Annotated in this window: 19 protein-coding genes and 2 pseudogenes; 12 read left to right on the top strand and 9 right to left on the bottom strand. The window is 58.5% G+C overall.

Going from position 1 to position 22,657, the window contains the following annotated elements:
- Nucleotides 1-31 precede the first annotated feature (31 nt).
- The 8 genes from nifA (A4R29_RS04600) (at nt 32) to A4R29_RS04565 (ending at nt 9,369) form a co-directional block, all read left to right on the top strand.
- Nucleotides 32-1,786 (top strand): nif-specific transcriptional activator NifA, encoded by a 1,755-nt coding sequence (gene nifA, locus A4R29_RS04600; protein WP_063171288.1) that lies wholly within the window; start codon nt 32-34, stop codon nt 1,784-1,786.
- 475 nt (nt 1,787-2,261) lie between these two features.
- Entirely contained in the window at nt 2,262-3,743 is a 1,482-nt protein-coding gene (gene nifB, locus A4R29_RS04595) for a nitrogenase cofactor biosynthesis protein NifB (RefSeq protein ID WP_027162782.1), read from the top strand.
- Between the two features lie 31 nt (nt 3,744-3,774).
- Complete coding sequence (locus tag A4R29_RS04590; RefSeq protein ID WP_027162783.1) at nt 3,775-3,969, top strand: 4Fe-4S dicluster domain-containing protein; 195 nt, start codon at nt 3,775-3,777, stop codon at nt 3,967-3,969.
- 88 nt (nt 3,970-4,057) lie between these two features.
- The gene (locus A4R29_RS04585; protein ID WP_027162784.1) at nt 4,058-4,378 is read left to right on the top strand and encodes a nitrogen fixation protein NifZ; all 321 of its coding nucleotides are present in this window, start codon (nt 4,058-4,060) and stop codon (nt 4,376-4,378) included.
- Nucleotides 4,375-4,587, top strand: coding sequence for a putative nitrogen fixation protein NifT (gene nifT, locus A4R29_RS04580; RefSeq protein WP_027162785.1), 213 nt, complete (start codon nt 4,375-4,377; stop codon nt 4,585-4,587). The genes A4R29_RS04585 and nifT overlap by 4 nt, the downstream gene beginning before the upstream one ends.
- A 38-nt stretch (nt 4,588-4,625) precedes the next feature.
- Nucleotides 4,626-5,510, top strand: coding sequence for an SIR2 family NAD-dependent protein deacylase (locus tag A4R29_RS04575; RefSeq protein WP_063173573.1), 885 nt, complete (start codon nt 4,626-4,628; stop codon nt 5,508-5,510).
- A gap of 92 nt (nt 5,511-5,602) precedes the next feature.
- The gene (locus tag A4R29_RS04570; RefSeq protein ID WP_063171287.1) at nt 5,603-7,465 is read left to right on the top strand and encodes an ABC transporter ATP-binding protein; all 1,863 of its coding nucleotides are present in this window, start codon (nt 5,603-5,605) and stop codon (nt 7,463-7,465) included.
- A complete protein-coding gene (locus A4R29_RS04565; protein ID WP_027162788.1) occupies nt 7,465-9,369 on the top strand; it encodes an ABC transporter ATP-binding protein in 1,905 nt (634 codons plus the stop codon). The genes A4R29_RS04570 and A4R29_RS04565 overlap by 1 nt, the downstream gene beginning before the upstream one ends.
- 181 nt (nt 9,370-9,550) lie before the next feature.
- Here A4R29_RS04565 and A4R29_RS35550 read toward each other — a convergent pair whose 3' ends face one another.
- The 4 genes from A4R29_RS35550 to A4R29_RS32655 form a co-directional block, all read right to left on the bottom strand.
- Nucleotides 9,551-9,853 carry a hypothetical protein gene (locus tag A4R29_RS35550; protein ID WP_395316743.1) on the bottom strand — a complete coding sequence of 101 codons (303 nt, stop codon included), beginning with the start codon at nt 9,851-9,853 and terminating at the stop codon, nt 9,551-9,553.
- 10 nt (nt 9,854-9,863) lie between these two features.
- A complete protein-coding gene (locus A4R29_RS04560; RefSeq protein WP_027162789.1) occupies nt 9,864-10,853 on the bottom strand; it encodes a hypothetical protein in 990 nt (329 codons plus the stop codon).
- Nucleotides 10,854-11,031: 178 nt separating this feature from the next.
- Nucleotides 11,032-11,877 (bottom strand): hypothetical protein, encoded by an 846-nt coding sequence (locus A4R29_RS04555; protein ID WP_145721649.1) that lies wholly within the window; start codon nt 11,875-11,877, stop codon nt 11,032-11,034.
- Between the two features lie 612 nt (nt 11,878-12,489).
- A complete protein-coding gene (locus tag A4R29_RS32655; RefSeq protein ID WP_198032122.1) occupies nt 12,490-12,627 on the bottom strand; it encodes a hypothetical protein in 138 nt (45 codons plus the stop codon).
- Nucleotides 12,628-12,802: 175 nt separating this feature from the next.
- Here A4R29_RS32655 and A4R29_RS04550 point away from each other — a divergent pair, with 175 nt between their 5' ends.
- Nucleotides 12,803-14,476 carry an ABC transporter permease gene (locus A4R29_RS04550; protein WP_027162790.1) on the top strand — a complete coding sequence of 558 codons (1,674 nt, stop codon included), beginning with the start codon at nt 12,803-12,805 and terminating at the stop codon, nt 14,474-14,476.
- Nucleotides 14,460-15,686, top strand: coding sequence for a PAN domain-containing protein (locus A4R29_RS04545; RefSeq protein WP_145923732.1), 1,227 nt, complete (start codon nt 14,460-14,462; stop codon nt 15,684-15,686). Before A4R29_RS04550 ends, A4R29_RS04545 begins: the two co-directional genes overlap by 17 nt.
- 235 nt (nt 15,687-15,921) lie before the next feature.
- Here the strand turns inward: A4R29_RS04545 and A4R29_RS35335 are convergent, their stop codons facing one another.
- Together A4R29_RS35335 and A4R29_RS35330 are read right to left on the bottom strand one after the other, a co-directional pair.
- Nucleotides 15,922-16,194 carry a S1/P1 nuclease gene (locus A4R29_RS35335; protein WP_276327769.1) on the bottom strand — a complete coding sequence of 91 codons (273 nt, stop codon included), beginning with the start codon at nt 16,192-16,194 and terminating at the stop codon, nt 15,922-15,924.
- On the bottom strand, nt 16,169-16,855 hold the full coding sequence (locus A4R29_RS35330) for a S1/P1 nuclease (RefSeq protein WP_276327768.1): 687 nt from the start codon (nt 16,853-16,855) through the stop codon (nt 16,169-16,171). The genes A4R29_RS35335 and A4R29_RS35330 overlap by 26 nt, the downstream gene beginning before the upstream one ends.
- Nucleotides 16,856-17,008: 153 nt before the next feature.
- Between A4R29_RS35330 and A4R29_RS04535 the strand changes: the two genes are divergently transcribed.
- Nucleotides 17,009-17,389: an excalibur calcium-binding domain-containing protein gene (locus A4R29_RS04535; protein WP_027162793.1), complete on the top strand. Its 381-nt coding sequence runs from the start codon at nt 17,009-17,011 to the stop codon at nt 17,387-17,389.
- 162 nt (nt 17,390-17,551) lie between these two features.
- The gene (locus tag A4R29_RS04530; RefSeq protein WP_167355168.1) at nt 17,552-18,229 is read left to right on the top strand and encodes a thermonuclease family protein; all 678 of its coding nucleotides are present in this window, start codon (nt 17,552-17,554) and stop codon (nt 18,227-18,229) included.
- A gap of 169 nt (nt 18,230-18,398) precedes the next feature.
- On the opposite strand, the pseudogene A4R29_RS04525 reads toward A4R29_RS04530, so the two are convergent.
- From A4R29_RS04525 to nifA (A4R29_RS04515), 3 genes and pseudogenes are all read right to left on the bottom strand, one after another.
- Nucleotides 18,399-19,426 (bottom strand): annotated as a pseudogene (locus tag A4R29_RS04525) (LLM class flavin-dependent oxidoreductase).
- Nucleotides 19,427-19,508: 82 nt separating this feature from the next.
- A pseudogene (gene hisC / locus A4R29_RS04520) lies at nt 19,509-20,652 on the bottom strand (histidinol-phosphate transaminase).
- A gap of 221 nt (nt 20,653-20,873) precedes the next feature.
- On the bottom strand, nt 20,874-22,655 hold the full coding sequence (nifA, locus tag A4R29_RS04515; RefSeq protein ID WP_063173572.1) for a nif-specific transcriptional activator NifA: 1,782 nt from the start codon (nt 22,653-22,655) through the stop codon (nt 20,874-20,876).
- Nucleotides 22,656-22,657: the final 2 nt, after the last annotated feature.

Genomic DNA, 22,657 nt, shown 5'->3' with positions numbered 1-22,657 from the left:
GCACCCCTGACCACAACCGCTGAGGTCTTCCATGGCTCACATGTCCCCGGATCGGGTCAACGAAGCAGGACGACGCGATCCCCTCCGCAAACCCGCCAGTGAGGGGATGTTCGAAGCAGATGACTTGCTCAGGGGAATCTACGAGGTCTCGAAGGCGCTGACGGCCCCCGCCCGGCTGGAGGTTACGCTGGCCAACGTCGTGAACACGCTCCCGTCATTTGTGCAAATGCGTCACGGAGCAATCTTCGTCCTAGATTCAGAAGGTGAGCCGGAGATCGCCGCGAGTGCCGGCAGCGCCCCATCAGGCAATCGCCCCGTCATGCCAAAGGCCGCAATAAATCAGATCGTCGCAACGGGCACGCGGCTCGTGATCTCGGACCTCAGCACGTCCGAGTTGTTTCAGAGCGGCCTTCAAACACATTCTGGCTTCAATTCCCTCCCGATGGCCTTTATCGGCGTCCCGGTTAAGGCGGAGGACACGATCCTTGGGACGTTGTCGATCGTAAGAGACAGCGCAAACGGGTCCCGCTACGATGAGGACATCTGTTTCCTGACGATGGTCGCCAACCTCGTCGGCCGCACCATTCGCCTCCATCGGGGCCTGATTGCCGATCGTGAACGGCGCGTCGCTGAGCACTGGCCTGCGGAGACTTCGTCTAATGAGGACCGGACCGTCCCCGTCGCGCATGCGCCCGTCAAGATAGACGGGATCATCGGAGAGAGCCCGGCACTCACGCAGGTGCTCAAAACGGTCTCCATTGTAGCAAGGACGAATTCCACCGTGCTTCTGAGGGGCGAGAGCGGCACCGGCAAAGAGTTTTTCGCGCAAGCCATACATAGGCTCTCGCGCCGGCGGATGAAGTCTTTCGTCAAGTTGAACTGCGCCGCACTGTCGGAAAGCGTTCTGGAGTCGGAGCTGTTCGGACATGAAAAAGGTGCCTTCACAGGGGCAATTTCCCAGCGCGCCGGCCGTTTTGAACTGGCAAACGGGGGAACGCTGCTACTTGATGAAATCGGCGAGATTTCGCCTGCCTTCCAAGCCAAGCTGTTACGCGTCTTGCAGGAAGGCGAATTGGAGCGTGTCGGCGGTAGCAAGACGCTACAGGTCGACGTGCGACTTATATGCGCCACCAACAGGGATCTCGAGTCGGCTGTCGTACACGGGGATTTCAGGGCCGACCTTTATTATCGCATCAATGTGGTGCCAATCATCCTGCCTCCGCTCAGAGAGCGACCGGGGGATATACCTCGGCTTGCGAACGCCTTCCTCGAGCGGTTCAACAAGGAGAACAATCTCGACCTCGCCTTCGCGCCGCCAGCGCTCGAGTTTATCTCGCAATGCTACTTCCCTGGTAACGTCCGCGAATTGCAGAACTGCGTACAAAGGACGGCCACGCTGGCGCGTTCAAGGACAATCGCTCCATCGGATTTTGCCTGCAACAATAACCAATGCCTGTCTTGGCTCCTTTGGAAAAGAGCTGATCATTCGCACAACGGCAATACCGGCAACCAGCGCTTTCGAAGCAATATGATGCCCGGCGGATTGCCGATGCCGGGCGGGCGTTTCGGCGCCCCGCAGGACAACGTGCGACTCCATACTGCCGACCATGCAAAGGATCCCGCTCTCCCCGCAATAGGCCCGCGCCTTACGGAACGCGACAGGCTGATCGATGCGATGGAGAAAGTCGGCTGGGTTCAGGCCAAGGCCGCTCGTGTCCTCGGCGTCACGCCGCGACAGGTCGGATACGCTTTGCGCCGACACGGCATCGAGGTGAAGAAATTTTAGCATTCTCATGACGTGGAGAACGCGAACTGTGTTGGAGCCCAGGCCGAAGTTGCGCGATCGTGTGATGCTGTCACACCCCCTTCATCACCTGCCCTTTCCGGCATCTTGCCGATCGCAGAAAGGAGTGACCCACCCTCCTGAATCGGAACCCTGCAGACCCAGTCGAGCAGTGGCAACTTCACCACGGACGAATGCGCCTGGCCCAGGGCCGGCTGAGCGGTCGGCGCGTGATCACTCTCGGCGCAATTCCGACCGGTCTTGCGACAAGGATGTTGTCTTTCTTGAGCTGATTGTCCGGCCACAGTCGTTTTCCTCACCTTCTAAGCGTGCCCCTGTAAGAAGTCCGACAAAGTTATGTCGGAGCAACTCCATGATATCAGACGCGCAAACCCAGTTGGTGAGCTAGCGCCACGTTTTGAGTTGGCATTGCTCTTGCGCTTCGAACGGCGACGTTAACCCGTAACGGAGCCGTTCAATGGCCGCACCGGCGATTTCAGTTGAGAGCCTGACCGGCGCGAGGGTCTCGGACCAGTTGCTGGTGAGTGCGAAGTCGGGTGGTTGCGCATCTTCCGCCTGCGGGTCGTCGATAGGGCCGGACGATCTGGATCCGGCCATCTGGGACAAGATCAAGGATCACCCGTGCTTTTCAGAAGAGGCGCACCACTATTTCGCGCGCATGCACGTCGCCGTTGCCCCGGCCTGCAATGTCCAGTGCAACTACTGCAATCGCAAATATGACTGCGCCAACGAAAGCCGGCCCGGGGTTGTCTCGGAAAAGCTGACGCCCGATCAGGCGGCACGCAAGGTGATCGCGGTCGCCAATGAGGTGCCGCAGCTTTCCGTGCTTGGCATCGCCGGGCCGGGTGATGCCTGCTACGACTGGGAGAAGACGAAGGCCACGTTCGAACGCGTCGTCAGGGAAATCCCCGACATCAGGCTTTGCGTCTCCACGAACGGGCTCGCGCTGCCGGACCATGTCGACGAGCTTGCCGACATGAATGTCGAACACGTGACGATCACTATCAACATGGTCGATCCGGAAATCGGCGCAAAAATCTATCCCTGGATCTTTTACGGTCACCGCCGCTATTGCGGCATCGAAGCCGCCAGACTTCTGCACGAGCGGCAGATGCTGGGCTTGGAAATGCTCAGCGCGCGCGGCATCCTCACCAAAATCAATTCGGTGATGATCCCTGGAGTGAATGACCAGCACCTGATCGAGGTGAACAAGTGGGTCAAGCAGCGCGGCGCGTTCCTGCATAACGTCATGCCTCTGATCTCGGACCCGGCACACGGCACCCATTACGGCTTGACCGGGCAGCGTGGCCCAAATGCAATGGAGATGAAGACCCTTCAGGATCGTCTCGAAGGCGGCGCCAAATTGATGCGCCACTGCCGGCAATGCCGGGCCGATGCCGTCGGCCTGCTGGGTGAGGATCGTGGCCAGGAATTCACGCTCAATCACATCCCCGGTGAGCTCACCTACGATGCCAGCAAACGTGAAGCCTACCGGGAGTTGGTCGCGCACGAGCGCCGCGATCACCTGGCGGCCAGGAGTGAAGCGATCGGAGTGATGAAGGCATCGAGTTCCGGGAAGTCCCTTGTCATCGGGGTGGCGACGAGGGGCGGCGGCCGCGTCAACGAACACTTCGGCCATGCCAAGGAATTCCAGATGTATGAAGCCTCGGCGCGGGGGATCAACTTTGTCGGGCACCGCAAGGTTGAGCAGTATTGCCTCGGCGGTTGGGGCGAGAAGGCCACTCTCGACCGGGTCATCGCTGCGCTGGAAGGCGTGGACGTCGTGCTTTGCGTCAAAATAGGGGACTGGCCCAAGGATCAGCTCGCGGCCGCCGGTATTCGAGCAACCGACGCTTACGGCCATGACTACATCGAAACGGCAATTGGCGCGGTATACGCCGCCGAGTTCGGCGTCCAGGCACGCGCGGCGACGGCCTGACCCATCTCATCTACTCGAATCAGGAGTCAAAATGGCTTTCAAGATCATCGCATCCCAATGCACACAATGCGGCGCTTGCGAATTCGAATGCCCCTCGGGCGCGATCAAGTTCAAAGGCGAGAGCTACGTGGTCGAGCTGCAGAAGTGCACCGAATGCGAAGGAGCTTTCGAAACGCAGCAATGTGCTTCGGTGTGTCCTGTGCCGAAGACCTGCGTTCCTGCTTGAGTCGACTGGTTACGCACACAAGTGGCTGCCCCCGGGAATGCCTGCGCGCCGCATCAATGACAATAGCCCAGAGAACCAAGGAAACGCCATGTGGCTCGCACGCGAACAGGAGGTGGAAGTCCGCAAACCTCCCCAATTTCAGCCGGGAGAGCGGGTCCGTGCCACTCGTCACGTTAGGAATGACGGCACTTATCCTGGCATGCAGATCGGCGAAAATCTCGTGCGCAAGGGCGAAGAGGGTTATGTGCGCGACATCGGCACGTTTCTCCAGCAGTTCTTCATCTACGCGGTCGAATGGATCGACCGTGGGACGATCGTAGGCATGCGAGCGCGTGAATTGATGAGCCTCGACAAACCCGACCTTCCCTTCAACGCCGAAGAAACAGCCAAACAAGGAATGGTCGGATGAAAGTAATGATCCGCAGGACCGATTCGGGATTGTCGGCGTATGTCCCCAAAAAGGATCTCGAAGAGCCGATCATCAAGTTCGAGAACCAAGACCTCTGGGGCGGGGTCGTAACGCTCAGGAACGGGTGGCGGCTCCTCCTACCCGATCTTCCGCCACATACGCGCCTGCCCATCACCGTCGAGGCAAGGAAGCTTCCCGGCGAGGACTGATGCTGCCCCTCGATGAGAGGCGTCAAGAGGAAAAGAGCATGAATACGATCCCGACCTCGGGCCACCTCGTCGTCGTGCGGGACAGTTTCGCCCGAAAGCTGCTCGAGCTGGCCAGACAAGCGCTCGTCTCGGATCACGTGATCCCATATCTCGGTCCGGGTCTGCTGCAGCTAAGCTCAGCGGAGTCGCCAGTGCCGTGTACCCCGGAGGCCGTCGCCGCCGCGCTCAACACTCGGACGCCAGCCCCCTCGAAGATCCGCACCAACATGTGGTCAGTCGCGCAATTCATCGAGCAGCGCCGGCATCGCCGCACACTTCAGGCCTGGATGACAGATATATTCGCAGGTCCTACGGCGCCGACGCTCCTGCACAAATGGCTCGCAAAGCTCCCGCTCTCCCTCATCATCGACAGCTGGTATGAAGGCGCCATGAGGGCGGCGCTGGCTGAGGCCGGGCGAACCGACGTCGCCGAGATACAAGGCATCACGCGAGCGAACGAAGTTCGCGACATCTGGACCAGAACCTACGACTTGTTCGGAAGGGAGCTCGAAGCCGGGGCAGCGGCAGAGACGGTTCTCTATGCGCCTCATGGCAGTATCAGGCCGGCCGCAAATTTCCTCATTGCCGATTCCGATTATGTCGAAGCCCTGACTGAGATCGATATCCAGACGCCCATTCCTGACGTGGTCAAGGAAAGACGCGTCCACCGGGGTTTTTTCTTCATCGGCTGCCGCTTCAATGATCAGATGCTGCGCACTTATGCCAGGCAGATCATGAAGCGCTCGGAAGGCCCCCGTTACGCGATCATGGATGGGCAAGCGTTGACCAGAAACGAGGCCCGTTTCCTTGCGGCAAGCGGAATCACTGTGATCGACATGCCAGCGAGCGAAGCCCTTGCGCAACTCGCCGGACCAGCGTCTTGAGCCGATGGTGGCCAGGATCACCTTGGAGGAAGTCTTCGGTGTGAGTCGACCGGCTCGCTTCCGAAGGCACAAAATTCAGTCGAGGATATTCTGTGGGCAGTGATGCTGTTGGCACGACTCCTCCCAAATTGTCCGCACATGTGAAAGCGGCCGGGTGGGGCCGGGGCTTGAACATACTACTGCGCATTACGCGGATCAATTTGAGGCACCCGTGGCAGGTCGCACTTGCTATCGGTTCGACGATTATAGCCGTGATCCTGCAGTTGCTAATTCCCTGGCTTCTCGGCTGGGCTGTCGACCAGACCCAGGTGGCAATTGGGAGTGATCTCAAGGGGAAGGCTGCAGAACAATCGCTCTGGACCCTGGCTCTCCTGCTGCTCGCAGCGAGTTTGCTGCGCGGCCTCTTCACGATGGCGCAAAACTATTTTGCCGAAGCCGTCGGGCACCACGCCGCGTACGAATTGCGACTGGCTTGTTATGAGAAGGTCCAGCGCCTGAGCTTTTCCTTTCACGACCGGGTCCATTCAGCCGACCTGATCACCCTCGCCATTCTAGATCTCGACGGCGTGCGGATGTATTTTTCCACCGCTCTGGTTCGGTTGCTTATGCTCATCATGCTGATCGGGATCGGCGCTTGCATGATGATTTCTACCGACCCGGTGCTCGGTCTCGTCGCGCTGAGCTTCATGCCTTTCGTGGCTTGGCGGTCGTCGGTCACACAGCTTAAGCTACGCGCCATCTGGCTGGACCTGCAGGAGCGGCTTTCCGTCTTAGGCCGCGTGATGGAGGAAAATCTCGCGGGCATCCGTGTTGTCCGGGCGTTTTCGGCACAAGCCTATGAAATGGTAAAGTTCGACCGCGCCTCGAAGAATGCGCTCAAACTCGCCCACGAGCAGGTTAACGTCTACGTGACCAATACGTCGGCAATGACCCTGGCCTTCTTTTTCGCCATGGGGTTGGTCCTCTGGAGCGGTTGCAACAAGGTCATCGCCGGCCAGATCAGCGTTGGGACGCTCACGATGTTCCTGACGTTCATGACCATACTGCAAATGCCCGTCCGCCAGATCGGGCTGATGGTGAATGGCTTCGCCCGCGCTTCCACTTGCGGTTCGCGCGTCTTCGGTCTGCTCGACCAGGACGTCACGATCAGGGATGCTTCCGGTGCAAGACCGCTCGAGATAAGCGAAGGTACCCTGCGCTTCGACAATGTCTCGTTTGCATATCCCGGCGCCGGAAACCGCGTTCTTCTGAGGAACATCACGTTTAGCGCCCATAGGGGCGAGACGATCGCGATCGTGGGTCCGCCGGGTTCGGGAAAATCGACAATCGCTCACTTAATTCCTCGCTTTTATGACGTCACTGGCGGCACCATCATGCTTGACGGGCAGGACATCCGCGGGGTGACCTTGGCTACGCTTCGCAAGGCGGTCGCCATCGTACAGCAGGATGCATATCTGTTCACCACCACGATCGAGAACAACATCGCTTATGGCGACCCCTGGGCGAAGGAACAGCGGATTGAACGCGCTAGCGAATCCGCCCAGTTGCACAATTACATCCTTGGCTTGCCCGCGAGCTACAAGACGGTCGTCGGCGAACGTGGTGGATCTCTTTCTGGTGGCCAGCGTCAGCGTCTCACCATAGCTCGCACGATGATGTTGCGCCCATCAATCGTCGTTTTCGACGACTCAACGGCCGCGATCGACGCCGCCACAGAGCAGCGCATCCGAGCGGCGATAGAGCATTTCGCCAAAGATAGGGTGACGATCATCATCGCGCACCGGCTGAGTTCCCTCAAGCACGCCGACCGGATCCTGTTTGTCGACAAGGGCGAGATCGTGGAACGCGGCACCCATCAAGAGCTTTTGGCCAGGCGAGGACGCTATAAGGCGCTTTATGATCTTCAGTTGCGCCCTGGAGATGACATTGCGACCACTTTTGGAGGCGCGCCCTGATGGCCAAGCGGCACGCCAACCAACTCGAAATCGAACCGAATGATAGCGGTAGACGTCCTCCGCGCGCGGTCGTCGGGTCCCATCGCATCGAGGAGGAGATCTTTGGCCGCGCTTTTGACAAGAACATCATTCGCCGCATATGGGCCTTCGTTCACCCCTACCGAGCCATGGCGCTCGTCTCGCTTGCCGCATTGCTGATTTTCACTGGCACGCAGCTTCTCATCCCGCTGATCATCCGCTACGCCATCGACCACGCCATAACTCCGGCAGGCGCTGATGCCTCCGCCCTGGTTGAGGCTGCCGTCGCGTTTGCGCTTGCCATTCTGGTTAATTTCGGCGCGGCGTACACGCAGGAAACCGTGGTAGGGAAAATGGCTGAGAGCGTCCTTTTCGACATCCGCCGGGCCATGTTTGCCCATCTGCAGAACGTATCGCTCTCGTTCATGGACAAGACCGAAGTAGGACGCCTGATGTCTCGCCTTCAGGGCGATGTCAACTCTATTCACGAATTTCTCGAAAACTCGATCTACTCCGTAGGCGACATTGCGCTTCTCTTTGGCATCATTTTTGTAATGCTGTCGGTCAACTTCAGCCTCGGCCTTCTGACGCTCTCGGTCTTGCCGGCCCTGTTGATTATTCGTATCGTGTGGCTGCCGCGTGCTCGCGAGGCCTTCATGGCTGCGCAAGAGACCAATTCAGTCGTCAACGGCGCATTGGCCGAAGCGATTCAGGGCGTACGCACCGTCCAGTCCATGGACCGCCAGTGCGTAAACTTCCTATTGTATGACGATAAGGCACATGCCGACCTCAGGACCCACCTGACCGCTGCCAGGTATGCACAGGTCATGGTCCCGATCGTCGATAGTCTCACCGGTCTCGCTATGGCCGTCGTCATCGTCGTCGGGGGCTCCATGATTATGAATGGCCGTATTGGTGTAGGGGTATTGGTGGCCTACATATTCTATATTCAACGCTTCTTCGATCCAATTCGCTCCCTTACCCTCCAGTATTCGGTCATGCAGCGCGCAATGGCCTCCGGCAAGCGCCTGACCGATGTGCTCGACGTCAAGGTCGAAGTCCAGGACAAACGGGATGCGAGGGTCCTTTCGGCGGAAATTGACTGCCCGGTCGAGTTCAGGAACGTCACGTTCGGCTACGAGTCCAACCATCCGGTGCTGAAAAACGTCTCCTTCCGGGTTAATCCCGGCGAGACGGTCGCCTTAGTCGGGCCGACCGGCTCTGGCAAATCCAGCGCGATGGCCCTCGTCCACCGCTTCTATGATGCTCAGCAAGGCCAAGTGATGGTCGGCGGGCATGATGTGCGCGATCTCACACAGGAATCGCTCGGCAACCAGATCGCCATGGTGCTGCAGGAGCCGTTTCTGTTCACCGGGACGATCTTCGAGAACATCCGCTACCACAAGACGGAAGCCACACGGGACAAAGTGATCGGGGCCGCCAAGGTGGTCGGAGCCCATGATTTCATCATGAGCCTTCCCGACGGGTATGAAACTCAACTCGGCGAGCGCGGCGGCAATCTTTCTCTCGGCCAGCGCCAGCTTGTCAGTTTCGCCCGCGCCCTCGTCGCCGACGCCAAAATCCTTGTTCTTGACGAGGCCACCGCCAGCATCGACAGTTACACGGAAATGCTGATCCAGAAGGCTCTCAGAAAGCTCCTTGAAGGCCGGACTGCGCTTGTCATCGCTCACCGTCTCGCCACGATCCGAGGTGCCGATCGTATCATCGTGCTTCAGAACGGCCAGGTTATCGAGTCCGGCAACCACGACAAACTGATGACTATGGGCGGGCTCTATTCCAAACTCTACAATCTGAACTACTCGTCATTCGACGATATTCCCGAAGAGGGAGCCGATCCGACCGGACAAGCCGCCTCTCGTACCTGATGCTCCTTGCGAGCCGTATCTGACCGTCTATCCCGCGCGCTCGTCCTCCGCATGTGGCTCCAGGACGACGGGAAACATCTCGAGTGACACTCTGCAATCGTGGAGAATGGTGGTCCATCACCGATCCAGCACAACTCGAACAGGACGCCCGAACTGCATCCCTGACTATCGCTGCTCGGGATCACGTTGAAGATTGGCTGTATAGATCTGCACGACAGGGCCATTTGCCGTTCCTTTCCCAATTCTCACCTTGCCACGTCAAGAATGACGCACTTGAAGTTGGCCTCAACAAACAGGGAGTAAAGCGAGCCGTGAACCCTTCAAAAAAAGTTCCGCCCAGTTCGCCAAAGTCAAATGGCTTCGGATCGCCAACCCGAATTGCCCCCTGCAGGAGCCCGCGCATGAGGCCGATCGCGTGTTGTTTCAGTTCCTTTTTCTGATCGTTGTCGAAAGATGGCTTTTTGGCTTTGCGATTGCTGCTCATGCTCCCCACTTTAGCTTGCTGAAAGCTGAGGCTGACGCCTCGGGCGATGACTAGTCGCTACCCTTTGTCGGGTGGCGGGAGCCTTGCGCAAAGCCGCACTCGGTAACTTCGTTACATCGCGCTTCTTCGCAGTCTGAAGCACCTTGGCCTTTTCCTTGTCCTTGAGCTTGGTCCTCGGCCCACCCGGGCCGTTGACGAAGATAATCGACCACCGATCCGCATCTTTGGTTGAGAACGTGAAGTGAGCCTCGATCCGCTCCGCATGGAGAATTGGTCGCGTCGTGTAGATTACGGCGTAAAATTTTCCCCAATTGGGATCGCCCGCGTAATGGATCATGTCGGCAGAGATTCCCTCCAAAGCGACCTTCACGCCCTTCGCGTCGACGGCAAACTTGTATTCCACCAGGGCACCGAGGGATTTCACCCCGAAATCAGGCTTGTAATTGATGACGGCCTTATCAATCTGCGGCTTGTTCACAAAGTCCGGGAATACGTATCTCACGATCTTCGCGATTGCGTCGTCTATTTCCCCTTCCTTCGTAGGATCCAAGCCCTGATCGTCAATGATCCCTGCCGTGTTTTTGAGAATCGATTCCAGCATCGACATGCCGGTCGTGGCGCTCCCGTCTACCATGACCGCCATGGCCTCGAACGTGGCGTTCAGCTCACCGAGAACCGGCGAGTAGAAATCTTCGAGCATCTCGATGAGGCCCGAGCCGGTCATCATTTTAAGGCCCTTGCGGCGTTCGACCAGGTCCGCCTTGGTCTGGGGCAACTGCAGACGCTCGGCCAGCATTCCGATCTCCCGGAACGCTTTCTCGACATAGTAGACGAACATAACCCCGGCCAAATCGTAGGCAGCATCCGTCTGTTCCAGTTCTTTCATTGATTTGTAGGCCTGGTTCTCGATCTGATGGATCATCTCCCTCGACGCGGCCCATGCTTCCCTAAGTGTCTCGCGGATATGGTGAACCAACAGATGCTCGGCTTTTGTTGTCATAATTTTCTCTTCGGTCCCCAATTTTTATGGCGCGCCAAGCAAGGTGGACCCATCCGCAACGCACGGGTGAGCCGCTGCGCGCCGCAGATGTCGGCGGTGCAGGCCCGGCGGGCATATCGGCCGCGCCGCCCCCACACCGTTCCCAGCAAGGCCGAAGCTGCCGCGCGAGGCGTCCCTGTTACTTGTTCAGGCTTTGCTGAAGGATGAGCAGGTTCAGGTCGTTGAGCAGTTTGTCCTTTGCGCCCGGATCGACCGGCGGCGGCGGCGGAACTTTTTTTATCGGTTGGCCTTTCGGCAGCGGGTTCGCGCGTTGGGGCGCCGGCGCGGCTTTCGGCGTTTCCTCTGCCTTTGGCGCGAACACAATGCTGATCTTGTTGACATCTTTCCAGGTGGTCTTCCAGCCCATGCCAAGGCTGGCTTGCCCGGTGTTGAAAGGTATGGTCACAATCTTGACGCTCGCTGAGGCGCCCTGGTCGAGCGTAAATCCCATGGTATAGGACACGGAATCGGGCGGGGTTTTGGTATCCGCGTAGGAATCCTGGACTTGGGCAAGCCAGTCCGCGATCTTCAGGTTCCCGACAAGCCGTGACCCATGGGCGCGCCTGCCGTTCACGGTGTCCGTGTCGCACGCGATATCGTCTTTCTGACTGAGGCCGATGGTAAACTTGTAGCCGACCATCCGGTCAGCGGTGCCGGTCGCGTTCGTCGCCAGCGCAAACGTGCCTGTCTGGGGGATATACGGCACTTCATTTCCGGCGCTGCCGTCGCCGCCGCCTGTCGCCACCACGTTCAGCGACAGTTCGACCGCCGCGGCCCATTTGCCTTTATCGGTCAGGAATGTGGCCGGCTTGACCGGGGGATTGGCTTTGGGCCTGCCGTCGCGGCCGTCTTTTAGGTCACACCGGATGTTGTCGACAATGTCAGAGATCCGAAGCAGACCGACATCGGTTGGCAAATTCGGAACGCTGGCACAACCCGAAAAGGCGAAGCAGAACCCTAACGATCCCCGAACAAAAACCCTCATGGCACCCCCCGCGTTCCCGTTTTTTCAAGCGGAGCATGGCGGCTTCTGAGAAGAAATGCCGCGATAAGAGTTTCCACAGGAATAACATATAGGCAGCAAATAATCGCCGTTCGGTAATTCTAGCTCGCCAAGTGGAGGTGCCGTCGGCAACTTTCTTGGGCAAAACTAAGCGCAGTGACGCCGCCGATGTCAAAAGAGGTTGCCGGCGACCATGCGCCGGCGCCGCAGGTGTCTATCAACCGGTCCTGCGGTCGTCAGGCGTGGGATCCTAGATCGCCATGGTGTCCCTATTCGCATCGAGCCCCACCAACTCCTCCCCCAATGCAGCGATTACGGCTGCGACGCGATTGCGGACGTTCCAAACACTGCTGCGCCGATCCATCACCTCGCACACCCGCGCGGCGTGTTCAGGTTTGACGCGAGGACCTTGAAACACGCGACGAGCATTGCCGCGAAGGCGGTGAGAACAGGTAACTATCCCGAAGCGCCTCCATCTCACGATCTAGCAGAGCGTCGTGCAAATGGTCATTTGCCGATATCCAACTCGCGTGAAGATAGCTATTATGGCAAACGGTAGCACCCGACGCATATTAGCCGGGTGACTCCGTGGGGTCAGCACTTCCTGGGAACGTTCGCTCCTCTTGAACTGTGCCAAGGTTTCTTGATCCGGACGGAGCCGCCACCTTTCCCAACCGCAGATTCCAGCACACCACCTTTGGTGGCCTCCTCCTTAGTGTCAAATCTGCGGATTGCTCTGTCCGCACCTTCTTGGCGTAGGACCCAATCACAGTTCGATACCTATTCAACATCAGCGTCCATCCGATTATTCACCCTGTTCCAAGTAACGCTGTATCAAGCGTTAAATTCTGCTGCAAACGCCGGCGCCGCATGTCAAGATGGGCTTGGAAAAGGGTGGGGATCACATATGCACACGGCAATGAGCCAAAAGCTGGCGAGCTATGGCCAGTGGACGTATCGCGGTGCGTGGGCACTTGAAATCGTTGCGGCGATCATCGGCCTAACCACCGGCGTTGCTCTGAGCTACCGCGGCTTCGTTGCCAATGAGGCGGCGGACTCAATGGACCTTGTGCTTGCGAGTGCCCCCTTCTTTATGATCGCGATTGCTGAGCTGACGAAAATCCCAATCGCCACGCTTCTGTTCGGCGCCTCGTGGATTTGGAAGCCTGTTGTCCTGGCTTTTCTGCTCGTTTTGGCCGGTATCACTTTTGAGACAGTTCTACTCGGATTGGAGCGTGCCAGCACAATGCGCGAGGTGCAGTACGCCAACTTCGCCAACCAAACCAAAACACTCCAGCAAGAGCTCGAGAATCTCAAGGCGGCAGCCGAAAGTTTGCGAAACAGTGACGACGAGGCAAAGGCCCGGAGCGATCTGGAGCAGCTCAGTGGATTGGCTGACACCGAGCGCGATAAGTTGCGTGCCCGGATAACTGAGGTTGACGAAGAGCTGCAGGCAGCAACCACCCTCTCACCTGCGGCTGCGCGAGCCAAAGAGCTTCTCGAGGAGAAACAAGCAGCGCTAAGCGCGCTGGTGGAACGGCGCGATCGAGAGATCAAGGACGCCGTGGAGCAGTTCGAGCGACAGCGGGATAGCTACGTTGATCGCATAAAGAGCGCGCGCGAAAAAGGCGATCTTGCGTCAGTGCAGCGCAACGAAGAAGGGCTGAACAAGTTAGCCAATCCGCGGCTCAAAAAGGAGGCCGAATTCGCGCCGAAGTTGGCCGAATTGGAGCCCGCAGTCGCCACGGCCCGCGCGGAATATGAGAGGCTGCGAAAAGATAGTCCTCCGATGACCCTCCAAGACAAACAACGCCTTGAGGGTAGGCGAAACGATCTGGAGAAGCTCTATGACGGCACCGCGGCCGATTGGGATCGTAAGCTTGACGAGGCACGTACTGCGCTAGCGGCCGCTCAGGAAGGCGCAACTCGAAAGTCGGAGACACTCGCCAAGAACCAGCAGCGGCAAGAGGCGATCGCTACGGAACTCAGCCGCCTGGAAACAGAGCGCCTCCCAGTTGCTCGCAACGATCAGATCCGTAGGTTGGCAGCTCGCTGGTATGGGCTGAAGCCGGAAGACGTTTCGGACGCACAGGCCGGCACGGTATCGACGATCTGGTTCGCCTCGCTTGCATTCATCGCCGCGTTAGCGGGGCCAATCACGGCGATGGTCGCGCTGGCCCTGCAACGCATCGGCGCGCAGCCCGAAGTTCAGCGTGACAGCAAACTCTCGCGATTGTTGCGCCGGATGCTGTTGCGCTGGCGGTGGCGCCGTGTCCGGAAGGTACGGGTGCAGGTGCCTGTCGACAGAGAAGTAGAAAAGCGCGTCGAGGTTCCTGTTGAAGTCGAGAAGGTCGTCAAAGAGATACTCTATGTGCCTATCCTTACTGACGACCCGGAGGCGTTGCGCCGGGCATTGGACCGGGAACTGCCCCCGGAAGTAATCGATTTGGTGAAGGTTTCTGCAAAAGGGCAATACGACCAAAGGGAGATGGAGAAAGCCCTCGAAGGTGAACTGCGATCAGATTTTAACGAGCCGGCGACTGGGGCTAAGCGGGGTAGCAGACGTGCTCGTACGACATAACACCAAGCTGCTCGAGCAGGCTATCGATCTGCAGATCAAACGGTCGGCCATTCCAACCCTGCAAGCAGAAGCAGCTGCGCACGACAAGATCGCTCGCGCCAATGCATTTCGGCGAATGGCTAGCGGCGCTGCCGTCGCAATGGCCGCAATTGGGATCGGCGTGGGTGTATGGCTGGTCTTTGATCGTGACCCAACGGTGACCCAACCGGAACCGCCGATCACCCAAAACATTCCGTCAAACCCGAACGAAAACGAGCCAAGAGAGACGAAGAAATCAGAAGACAGAATTCCGGGTGGCGAGACGATCGCCCAGGAGGGAAAGACCGACAAGCCGAAGTCGCCCCCAATCGAGCAGCCGACGCCGCCGCCCGCAGACCCAGCCAATCCAGATACGTTCGATTTCGTAAAGTTCGCCTATCGCCAAGTGACCTACGCCGGCAGCACTTGGCAACTCGAGTCCGGTCATCATTTTGACAGTGAGAAAGCTCCAACTTGGAACACCGCCTGGTGCTACACGCGGAGGCTGGCAAACACCGGCGTCGAGGTTCAGGTAAGCCTTGTCAACAGACCCTCACCTACGTCGGTGCCGTTGGCACCGGTGTCGTCGAGCGAGACACTGTCATCGGTGGGCCTTGACGACAATTCAGCGCGAGAACTCGCCAGCCGTTGCCTTTGGCTCGACAAGGCCAGTTTCGCGCCAAGCGATTTCGACATGGACCATGAGCGGAAAGAAGCAGCTACCGCGGCCGAAGAACTGTCTGTGCAGCAGGACGGATGGGACGCTATGGGAAACGATTTGCCGGGTATGCCGGCCTGGAATATCTCGCTTGAACAGTGCCAAGCCCAATGCGAAGCAGATCGCCGCTGCTTAGCACTCACTTACGATAAGAAACACGCCGCCTGTTTCATGAAAGATAATGGGTCGATTCTGGTTAGGAGTCCTGACGCAGTGATGGCGGCGAAGGGAGCAATCAAGGCGAATCTCCAGTACTCGAGCCTCGTTTTCGCCAAGGACACAGTAGTGGTCGGGGGCGCCTACGCGAATGTTCGGAGCGGCTATGCCGACTGCGTATTGGCCTGCGCTGCCGATCAGAGATGTCTAGGCTTCAATTTTGACGGTCCGAACAAGATGTGCGCCATGCTCGACAACGTGACTTCATCGTCTCCCTTCAAGGGCGTGACGTCGGGCGTTAAAGCCACCCGCAGTTGAATTGGCACCGGCTCGGCATCATGTGCCAAAGAAGGCCAGATGAGCAAGCTGGCAAAGTGATCGTGAAATTTTTCTCCCGCTTACCTCGGTAGAGGTGTGCTTGGTGACAGGGTAGTCTGCTGCTGAAATAAGGTCGGGGCCTATGCAGTTTCACGATTCGATGGCCCTGCCGTTCTGCGGGTGACCGTCGAAACCGTCACCCTCGCCTGTTCTTAGTTCGCCCGTCTCTTGTCCGTTATTTGAATGCGTCGTTGAGAACGTTGGCGAGCCTTGCTGCCGCCAGCGCTGCCTGGCTTCTGGCAACGTTTCGCGCATCGGTCTCATATGTGCGGGTTAGCACGGCCACGGTGTTTTCGCTCATCACAGGCTCCGCATACGCAAAGTTCTTGCCGAGCACGAAGCTCTCTTGGGTCCAAGCGTCCGGGTCCAGCAGCTTGGCTTTTGCGCTGTCGGCCTGGAGCTTCGAGATGCCGGCCTTGTCATTAGCATCGAAGATCGCACCGGGCACGGAGACGTAACCCGAACATTCTATCCCAATAGGCGTGAAGGTCGATCGTTTCGCCGGTCGCCGGCGTCACGTTGACTTCATTGCCGCCACGGTCGCCATCTGTGTTGATCGCAGAAATTCGCTCCGTCGCGTGCAACGGCTGGTGAATGTCGCCGATGAGATGCAGCAGCCAAACCATGTCGTAGGAGCGAATGTCATCGGTCGCGGCCGACGTCGCCGGCAGCGCCGCGATGAACAGCTTCATCTGCGAAACGGCATTGATCGGATCGGCATCCGAGAATTGCGTCCCGTCGGTCGAAAATCTGATGTCCTTGAAATGCCAGTAGCGGTGCATGTTTTTGTCTGCGTAGCCGATGTTCTGCGCCGTCGGCGTGTCGTCGTCCTTGGTGTAGCCGTGGGCAGAGTCTTTGATGTCATCCGCCCAAACGGCCGCATGAACAAAGGCGTATTGCGCTTTCTTGTCATCGGGCACGCCGGCGATCCAACCCGGATAGTCGGGGTTCAGCTTGATCAGTGCATCGACCTTGGCCTTCGCCCGCGGCGTCAGTTTAGAGTAGGCCACGGCGGCGACCTGCATGTGCCCGCCGTCCCACCAGGCCAGTGCAGGCGCCGATGACAGGATCAACGAAAGAACGGAACCAAAGACGAGCGCGCCACGCATGTAATCCTCCCCGAAGCCGGCTTTTCTGATATATCAACTGCAGACGACGCGGCAATGACGGCAATGGTGCCTGCACGGAAGGGCGAACCTCTCTGGATTCGACAACAAAAGCCAAATAGCGCATGATCTTGCCTGGGTTGGGGAAATTCATTCATGGGCGTGCGCGAATTTTCGTGCGTGTTACGCGCAGTGCTCTTCTCGGGCTGCGCCGCGGACTACTTGAACCATTACGATACGGTGACACTCACGGCCGGCGACGCGAGCCATGCAAATCTGCTCCTCCAAACAGTCGACCCGTTCAATCCGAACAGTCAGAACACGCATATCGAGGGCGACGGCGTGCGCGCTGCCGCAGTCGTCAATAGGTATCGAGGGGTGTCGGCAGCACCGACTCAATCGTCACGGGCGGGCGGCGGTGATTTGGATTGCGCAGGCGACAAGGGAAACAACGCTGTCGTGGTTGGCCCGGTGAAGATCACCAACGGTGATCCCAACAAGCTGGACCGCGATCACGACGGCGTCGGGTGCGAGTAGGGGCGGCGGACGTTGGACAGCTCTCGCTACGACAATCGATCTGCCCAATGGCGCAAACGGACTGGCGCCAAGCAGCGGCGAGTACGCAAATTGGCGGGCATTCCAAAGCGGCTGATTGTCGTAACCGTGGCGGCGATGGCGGCCTACGCCACGCAGTTCGTCATGCAGCATGGCGACCGCATGCCTGAGTTCAATCTGGCGAACTGGAATGGCCCGAGCCCGGCGCCGATCGCCGGTGTTGCGTCGGTGATCGATGGCGACACGATCGAAATTCACGGACAGCGAATCCGCTTTAACGGAATCGACGCGCCAGAAAGCCGGCAGTATTGCGACGACGCCAAGGGCTTCGAATATGCCTGCGGGCGCCAGGCCGCCGAAGCACTGGATAAGTTCCTGGCGGCCTCGAGGCCAGTGCATTGCAGCTTCGTCAGCTGGGACCGCTACGGCCGTTTTGTCGGCGACTGCCGGCGCGCCGACGGCGCCGGCGTCGCCGCCTGGATGGTCGAGCACGGCCAGGCACTCGATTGGTTTCGCTACAGCCACGGCGCGTATGCAGCGCGGCAAACCAAAGCCGAGAAGGCAAACGTCGGCCTATGGATCGGAACGTTTCAGGAGCCATGGGATTGGCGTGCCGAGCATGCGGACAGTCAGCAGCCAGCCGTCAGTCGTCTCGGCATCATCAGCCGCCGGCAGGTAGCGCAAAGCTACGCATGCCAGCCGCGGCGGACTTGCTCGCAAATCGGCTCCTGCGAGGAAGCCCAATGGTATCTCAGCAATTGCCCATGGGGCCGCAGGTTGGATCGTGATGGCGATGGCGTTGCATGCGAAACGCTCTGTTAGAGAACGACAAACGGCTGTGGAATTTTGGCCGGCTGAACAATTTAGGGGGTTAAATGGAAATCGGCCGGCGCGCTGCAGCATCGGCCGCGGTCGTTGCAAAATGTCAGCATCATTAGCGGGACCGGTGCGCCGGAGAAGTTCGAATCCGAACGCGGAACGCGCATTTCCGTCAGGTAATTCGAGCCATGATTTCAGATTGGATCGACCTTGCGGTGTATAGCGAAGCGTCTAAGGACAGATTTCCAAATGCAAGTTGGCAAAGTAGATAATTTTCGCCGGCCTCTTCGAGCTGATCAAGAAGAACTTGTCGCGCGGAAGATGCCGTCCCCACCACGCACAGCTCGCTCTCCATTGCTGCCTCCAAGCTCAGCGGCAGATTTGGAGGCGTCTGGAGTGCATTGAGGTCGTAGAGGAACCTGAAGCTCTTGAGCCATCGTTCGTAGGCGGGGGCCGCGAGCGCATATGCATCTGTTTCCGATCGCGCGATCACGACCATGCGGAGCATCCCAAGAAATGGCCTTCGCTCGTCCGCGTCGGCACTGTGCTTCAGGCAGGCTCGGAATGCATCCGTAATTCTGCGAACCGAAGAGGCAGGTCCCAGGCACGCGATGTTGGCGCCACTAGCAGCGGCCCAACTGGCCGACTCGGGTCTATTGGTGGCGATCCATGTCGGTGGATGGGGGCGCTGATGCGATCTCAGCGTCAAAGGGACGTCATTCAATTCAAAATGCGGCCGCGATAGGACAGCGTGTCGCCCTTCATCGCCTTGATAAGGATTTCACTGGCTTCCGCATAGTGACCTGGCGCCGCCTCCGCAGCAATCCCGAAGTAACCCAGTTCGACTGGGAGAGAGCCGCGCCCTATGCCCAGTTCGACCCGGCCACCACTCAATTGGTCGAGCATGCAGATCTCCTCGAACGCACGCAGTGGATGATAAAGGGCAAGGAGCATTACCATCGGGCCGACGCGAAGGTGCCGGGTGCGTTGAACGACGCTGGATAAGAACAGATTCGGCGATGGCCCCATCCCGTGCGGTGTGCAGTGGTGCTCTGCCAGATGATATGCGTAGAACCCAAGCTGGTCGCACGCCTCTGCCAAACTCAGACGATCGGCGTATTGCCGGGCAATCTCGCAGCCGTCCTCGTCCAGATGGTCGAATATGCCGAAGGTCAGGCCGCCGGGGAAGGCATTCTTCACGGATTTTCTCCAACTCTTTGCAACAGTTCGTGGCTCGCAATGGGCAAATTCAAATTAATGGTGCGCTGAAATCGCCGGGGAACTACCGACTTAAGGCAGAAGCGGCCGCCGCCGACGGCCGGCACAACGGGGTCGTTTCCTTCGCCGTTGCAGCTATCTCTGTGGCGACCTCGAGAAATTCATCCATCTCGGCTTTTGTACCGATGCTGATGCGGATGTAATTTTCCAGCCCTGCATCCTCAAAGAAGGCAACGAGTATCTTTTGCCTTTCCAAGGCTCCTTGCCACCATGAGCCTTCCTGCCCGGCTGGCACACGCGCTAGCAGGAAATTTGCGTGAGAAGGTATTACGGAAAATCCAAGTTTCGACAGTGCCACTGTCACTCGCTGTCTTTCATGCTTGATGTGCTTATGGTTCTCGGCGTAGGCGCCGCGGTGCCCAAGCACGCTGATGCCAACAGCCTGGCCGATCACGTTCATGTTGAAGACGTTCTGGAGCTCCCGCAGCCTGCCAATGACTTCAGGGTGGCCAAGTCCGAAACCGACGCGAATGCCGGCGGTGGCATAGCTTTTCGAGAATGTTCTCAAGATCAGGAGGTTTGGATAACGATTGAGGAGATGCAGACCATTGTCCGGTGCAAAATCGACATACGCCTCATCCAACAATCAGGCGGTCTGATTGTGATACCAGGCGTTCGACATCGGCCACAGGAACGAACGTTCCGGTGGGATTGTTTGGGTTAGCCAGCAGAATGAACTTGGCATCTTTTGCCGGTCCCAAGAGCAAGTCGTCGACGGGCAAGGAATGATCCGCGCCCCATCCGATTTCGATGAATTGGGCACCTTGCAAACGGGCAAGTTTGCGGTTGAACGAAAACCCCGGCGACAACATCGCCATTCTGTCTCCTGGAACCAGGAAAGCTCTGTAGATAAGCCCGAGCAGTTCAGACGATCCGTTTCCGGCGATCACCTGATCCTTCGAGACGCCGTAGGCTTCCGACGCTGCTTGCCTCAAGCTGGCGTTGTCGTCTTCTGGATATAGATATTGCTGTCCGAGAGCGGCCATCGCACTTTGCATTATGGGTTCCGGCAACGGAAACGGGTTCTCGTTCGTGTTTAGCTTGACGCAACAAGGATCAGACGCCGGTTTGTCGGACAGCAGAACATCCAACTGTCTCGCGACTTGCGAAAGGGAAGAAAGCACAGCTTGAAGTTTTGCATCAGACATCAATTTTTCTCAGTTTCTGTTTCCGTGTGTCGGGCACGCGTTGGGATCGTGACATAGGCTGGACCACCGAAAGCGCCGCCGTCGGACCGCTCGTGGGGACTACCGTGGGGGCAGCGCGGCCTATGGGATCGGATCGGAATTGGACGAGCACCGCATCACTCGTCTCAAGGCGCCAAGGCACGAATGCTTTATTGTCCCAGATGCTCGGCTCGGTGATTTGTTCAAAGACGCTTGATCTCGATGCCGTATTTCCTCAACACGTAGCCAATCTGGCGCGGCGTCAGTCCGAGCAGGCGTGCCGCCTTTGCCTGAACCCAGCCACATCTTTCCATTGCCTGGATGACACGTTCGGCATCGGCCATTCTCGCGGAGTGGACGATCCCAGCTGCGTTCAGCGGCGACTGCCCCAGGGTGTCTGGGGCTGCGACGGCGGCAGAACTAACCCCAGCAGCCGGCGGTACGGCCCGACCCAGTGCCAGCGGCCCGACCGGCGACGGTTGCAGCGCGACTTTGCCAAGTTTGCAATTATGCAGCGCCTCGGCGAAGCATTTGCCCTGGCAGCACGCAAAGTCCTCTTTCCCGATTGATGGCCCCGCCGCCAGAACGGCGGTCCGATACACACAATTTTCCAGTTCGCGAATGTTGCCGGGAAAGTCACAGTTTATCAGCACGTCGATTGCGCTCGGATCGAACGTCAACATAAGGCCGTTCTCATCGTTAAAATTCTTGAGAAACTCAGCGGCAAGGAGCGGAATATCGCTGCGCCTTTCGCGTAGCGCCGGCACCAGCAAGGGAACAACACTGATGCGGTAGTAGAGGTCGGCACGGAACTCGTTTCTGGCAACTGCCTCTTCCAGGTTCTTGTTTGTGGCGGCGATGATGCGGACGTCGACTTTAATGGTCTGGTTGCCCCCGACGCGCTCAAACTCCTGCTCCTGCAACACGCGCAACAGCTTTGCCTGGAACGAGGCCGAAATCTCGCCGATCTCGTCCAGGAACAATGTCCCCTTGTCGGCGAGCTCAAAGCGCCCCTTGCGCGAGTTGAACGCGCTCGTGAACGCACCCTTCTCATGGCCGAACAATTCGGATTCCAGCACAGTCTCGGGCAGCGCCGCGCAATTGAGCTTGATGAAGGGCCGCTTGGCGCGCGGGGACAATTCGTGGATAGCCTTGGCGACCAGCTCCTTCCCGGTACCGGATTCGCCTCGCAACAGAACCGCAATCTTGGCCTTGGCTACGAGCGCGACCTTCTCAAGCAGACCGCGCAACGCCAAACTGTCGCCAATCATCCCCTCCACTTGAGTGTTACGCTGCGGGGCCAGGCGCTTCTGTTTTGGCAGGGAGTCCTGCCTTGCCACCGGTTGCTCGCGGTCGCCCTCGAAAGAGCGATGCGACTTCACCGTCTGCCCTACCAGGTTGGCGATTAGCGGGAGCAGACATAGGCCGTAATCGAGCCAAACTCTTGAACCATGGCGCAGTGCGTGGTCGACGGTCAGCGTGCCCACCACATTTGCATCGACGCGAATGGGAACGCCGATGAAGGACACTGGTATGTCGTCGGAAGCCCCGAGCACGTCCCTGTCGGCCGCGGTGAAAGCCGAATGAACCGCGATGTTCTCGGTGGCCAGCGGCTTATCCGTCGCCAAAACCTGGTCGATTGCATTCCGCGGCAGGTACGTCCGGCAGCGCTCACTGCAGCTCTCGGTCTGGTCGGCGCCAGCGATGATTTCAAGTTCGCCATCAGAGTCGACAAGTGAGATGATGCCGTGCCGCATTTGAAGAAACGATCGCAGCAGATCTACGGCCTTGGCCAACCTGACCTCGAGCGCCGAGGAGGCGGTGAGTGCCTTCGAAATTTCGTGGATGCCCGCAAGCGCGCTCGCGCGCGACGGCAGAATGGCGGGTTCGCATTCATCGCTTTTGGAGTCGTGGAGTGATGTGAAGCTTGACGAAGTCTCCTCAGCATCGTCTTCAGCTTGGCGACCATTGTTCCGATCTGGCATGT

This window comes from Mesorhizobium ciceri biovar biserrulae (assembly GCF_001618845.1).
Classification (GTDB): Bacteria; Pseudomonadota; Alphaproteobacteria; order Rhizobiales; family Rhizobiaceae; genus Mesorhizobium; species Mesorhizobium ciceri.
Note: the sequence above shows the minus strand (reverse complement) of the source record. Positions and strands in the feature narration are given on the sequence as shown.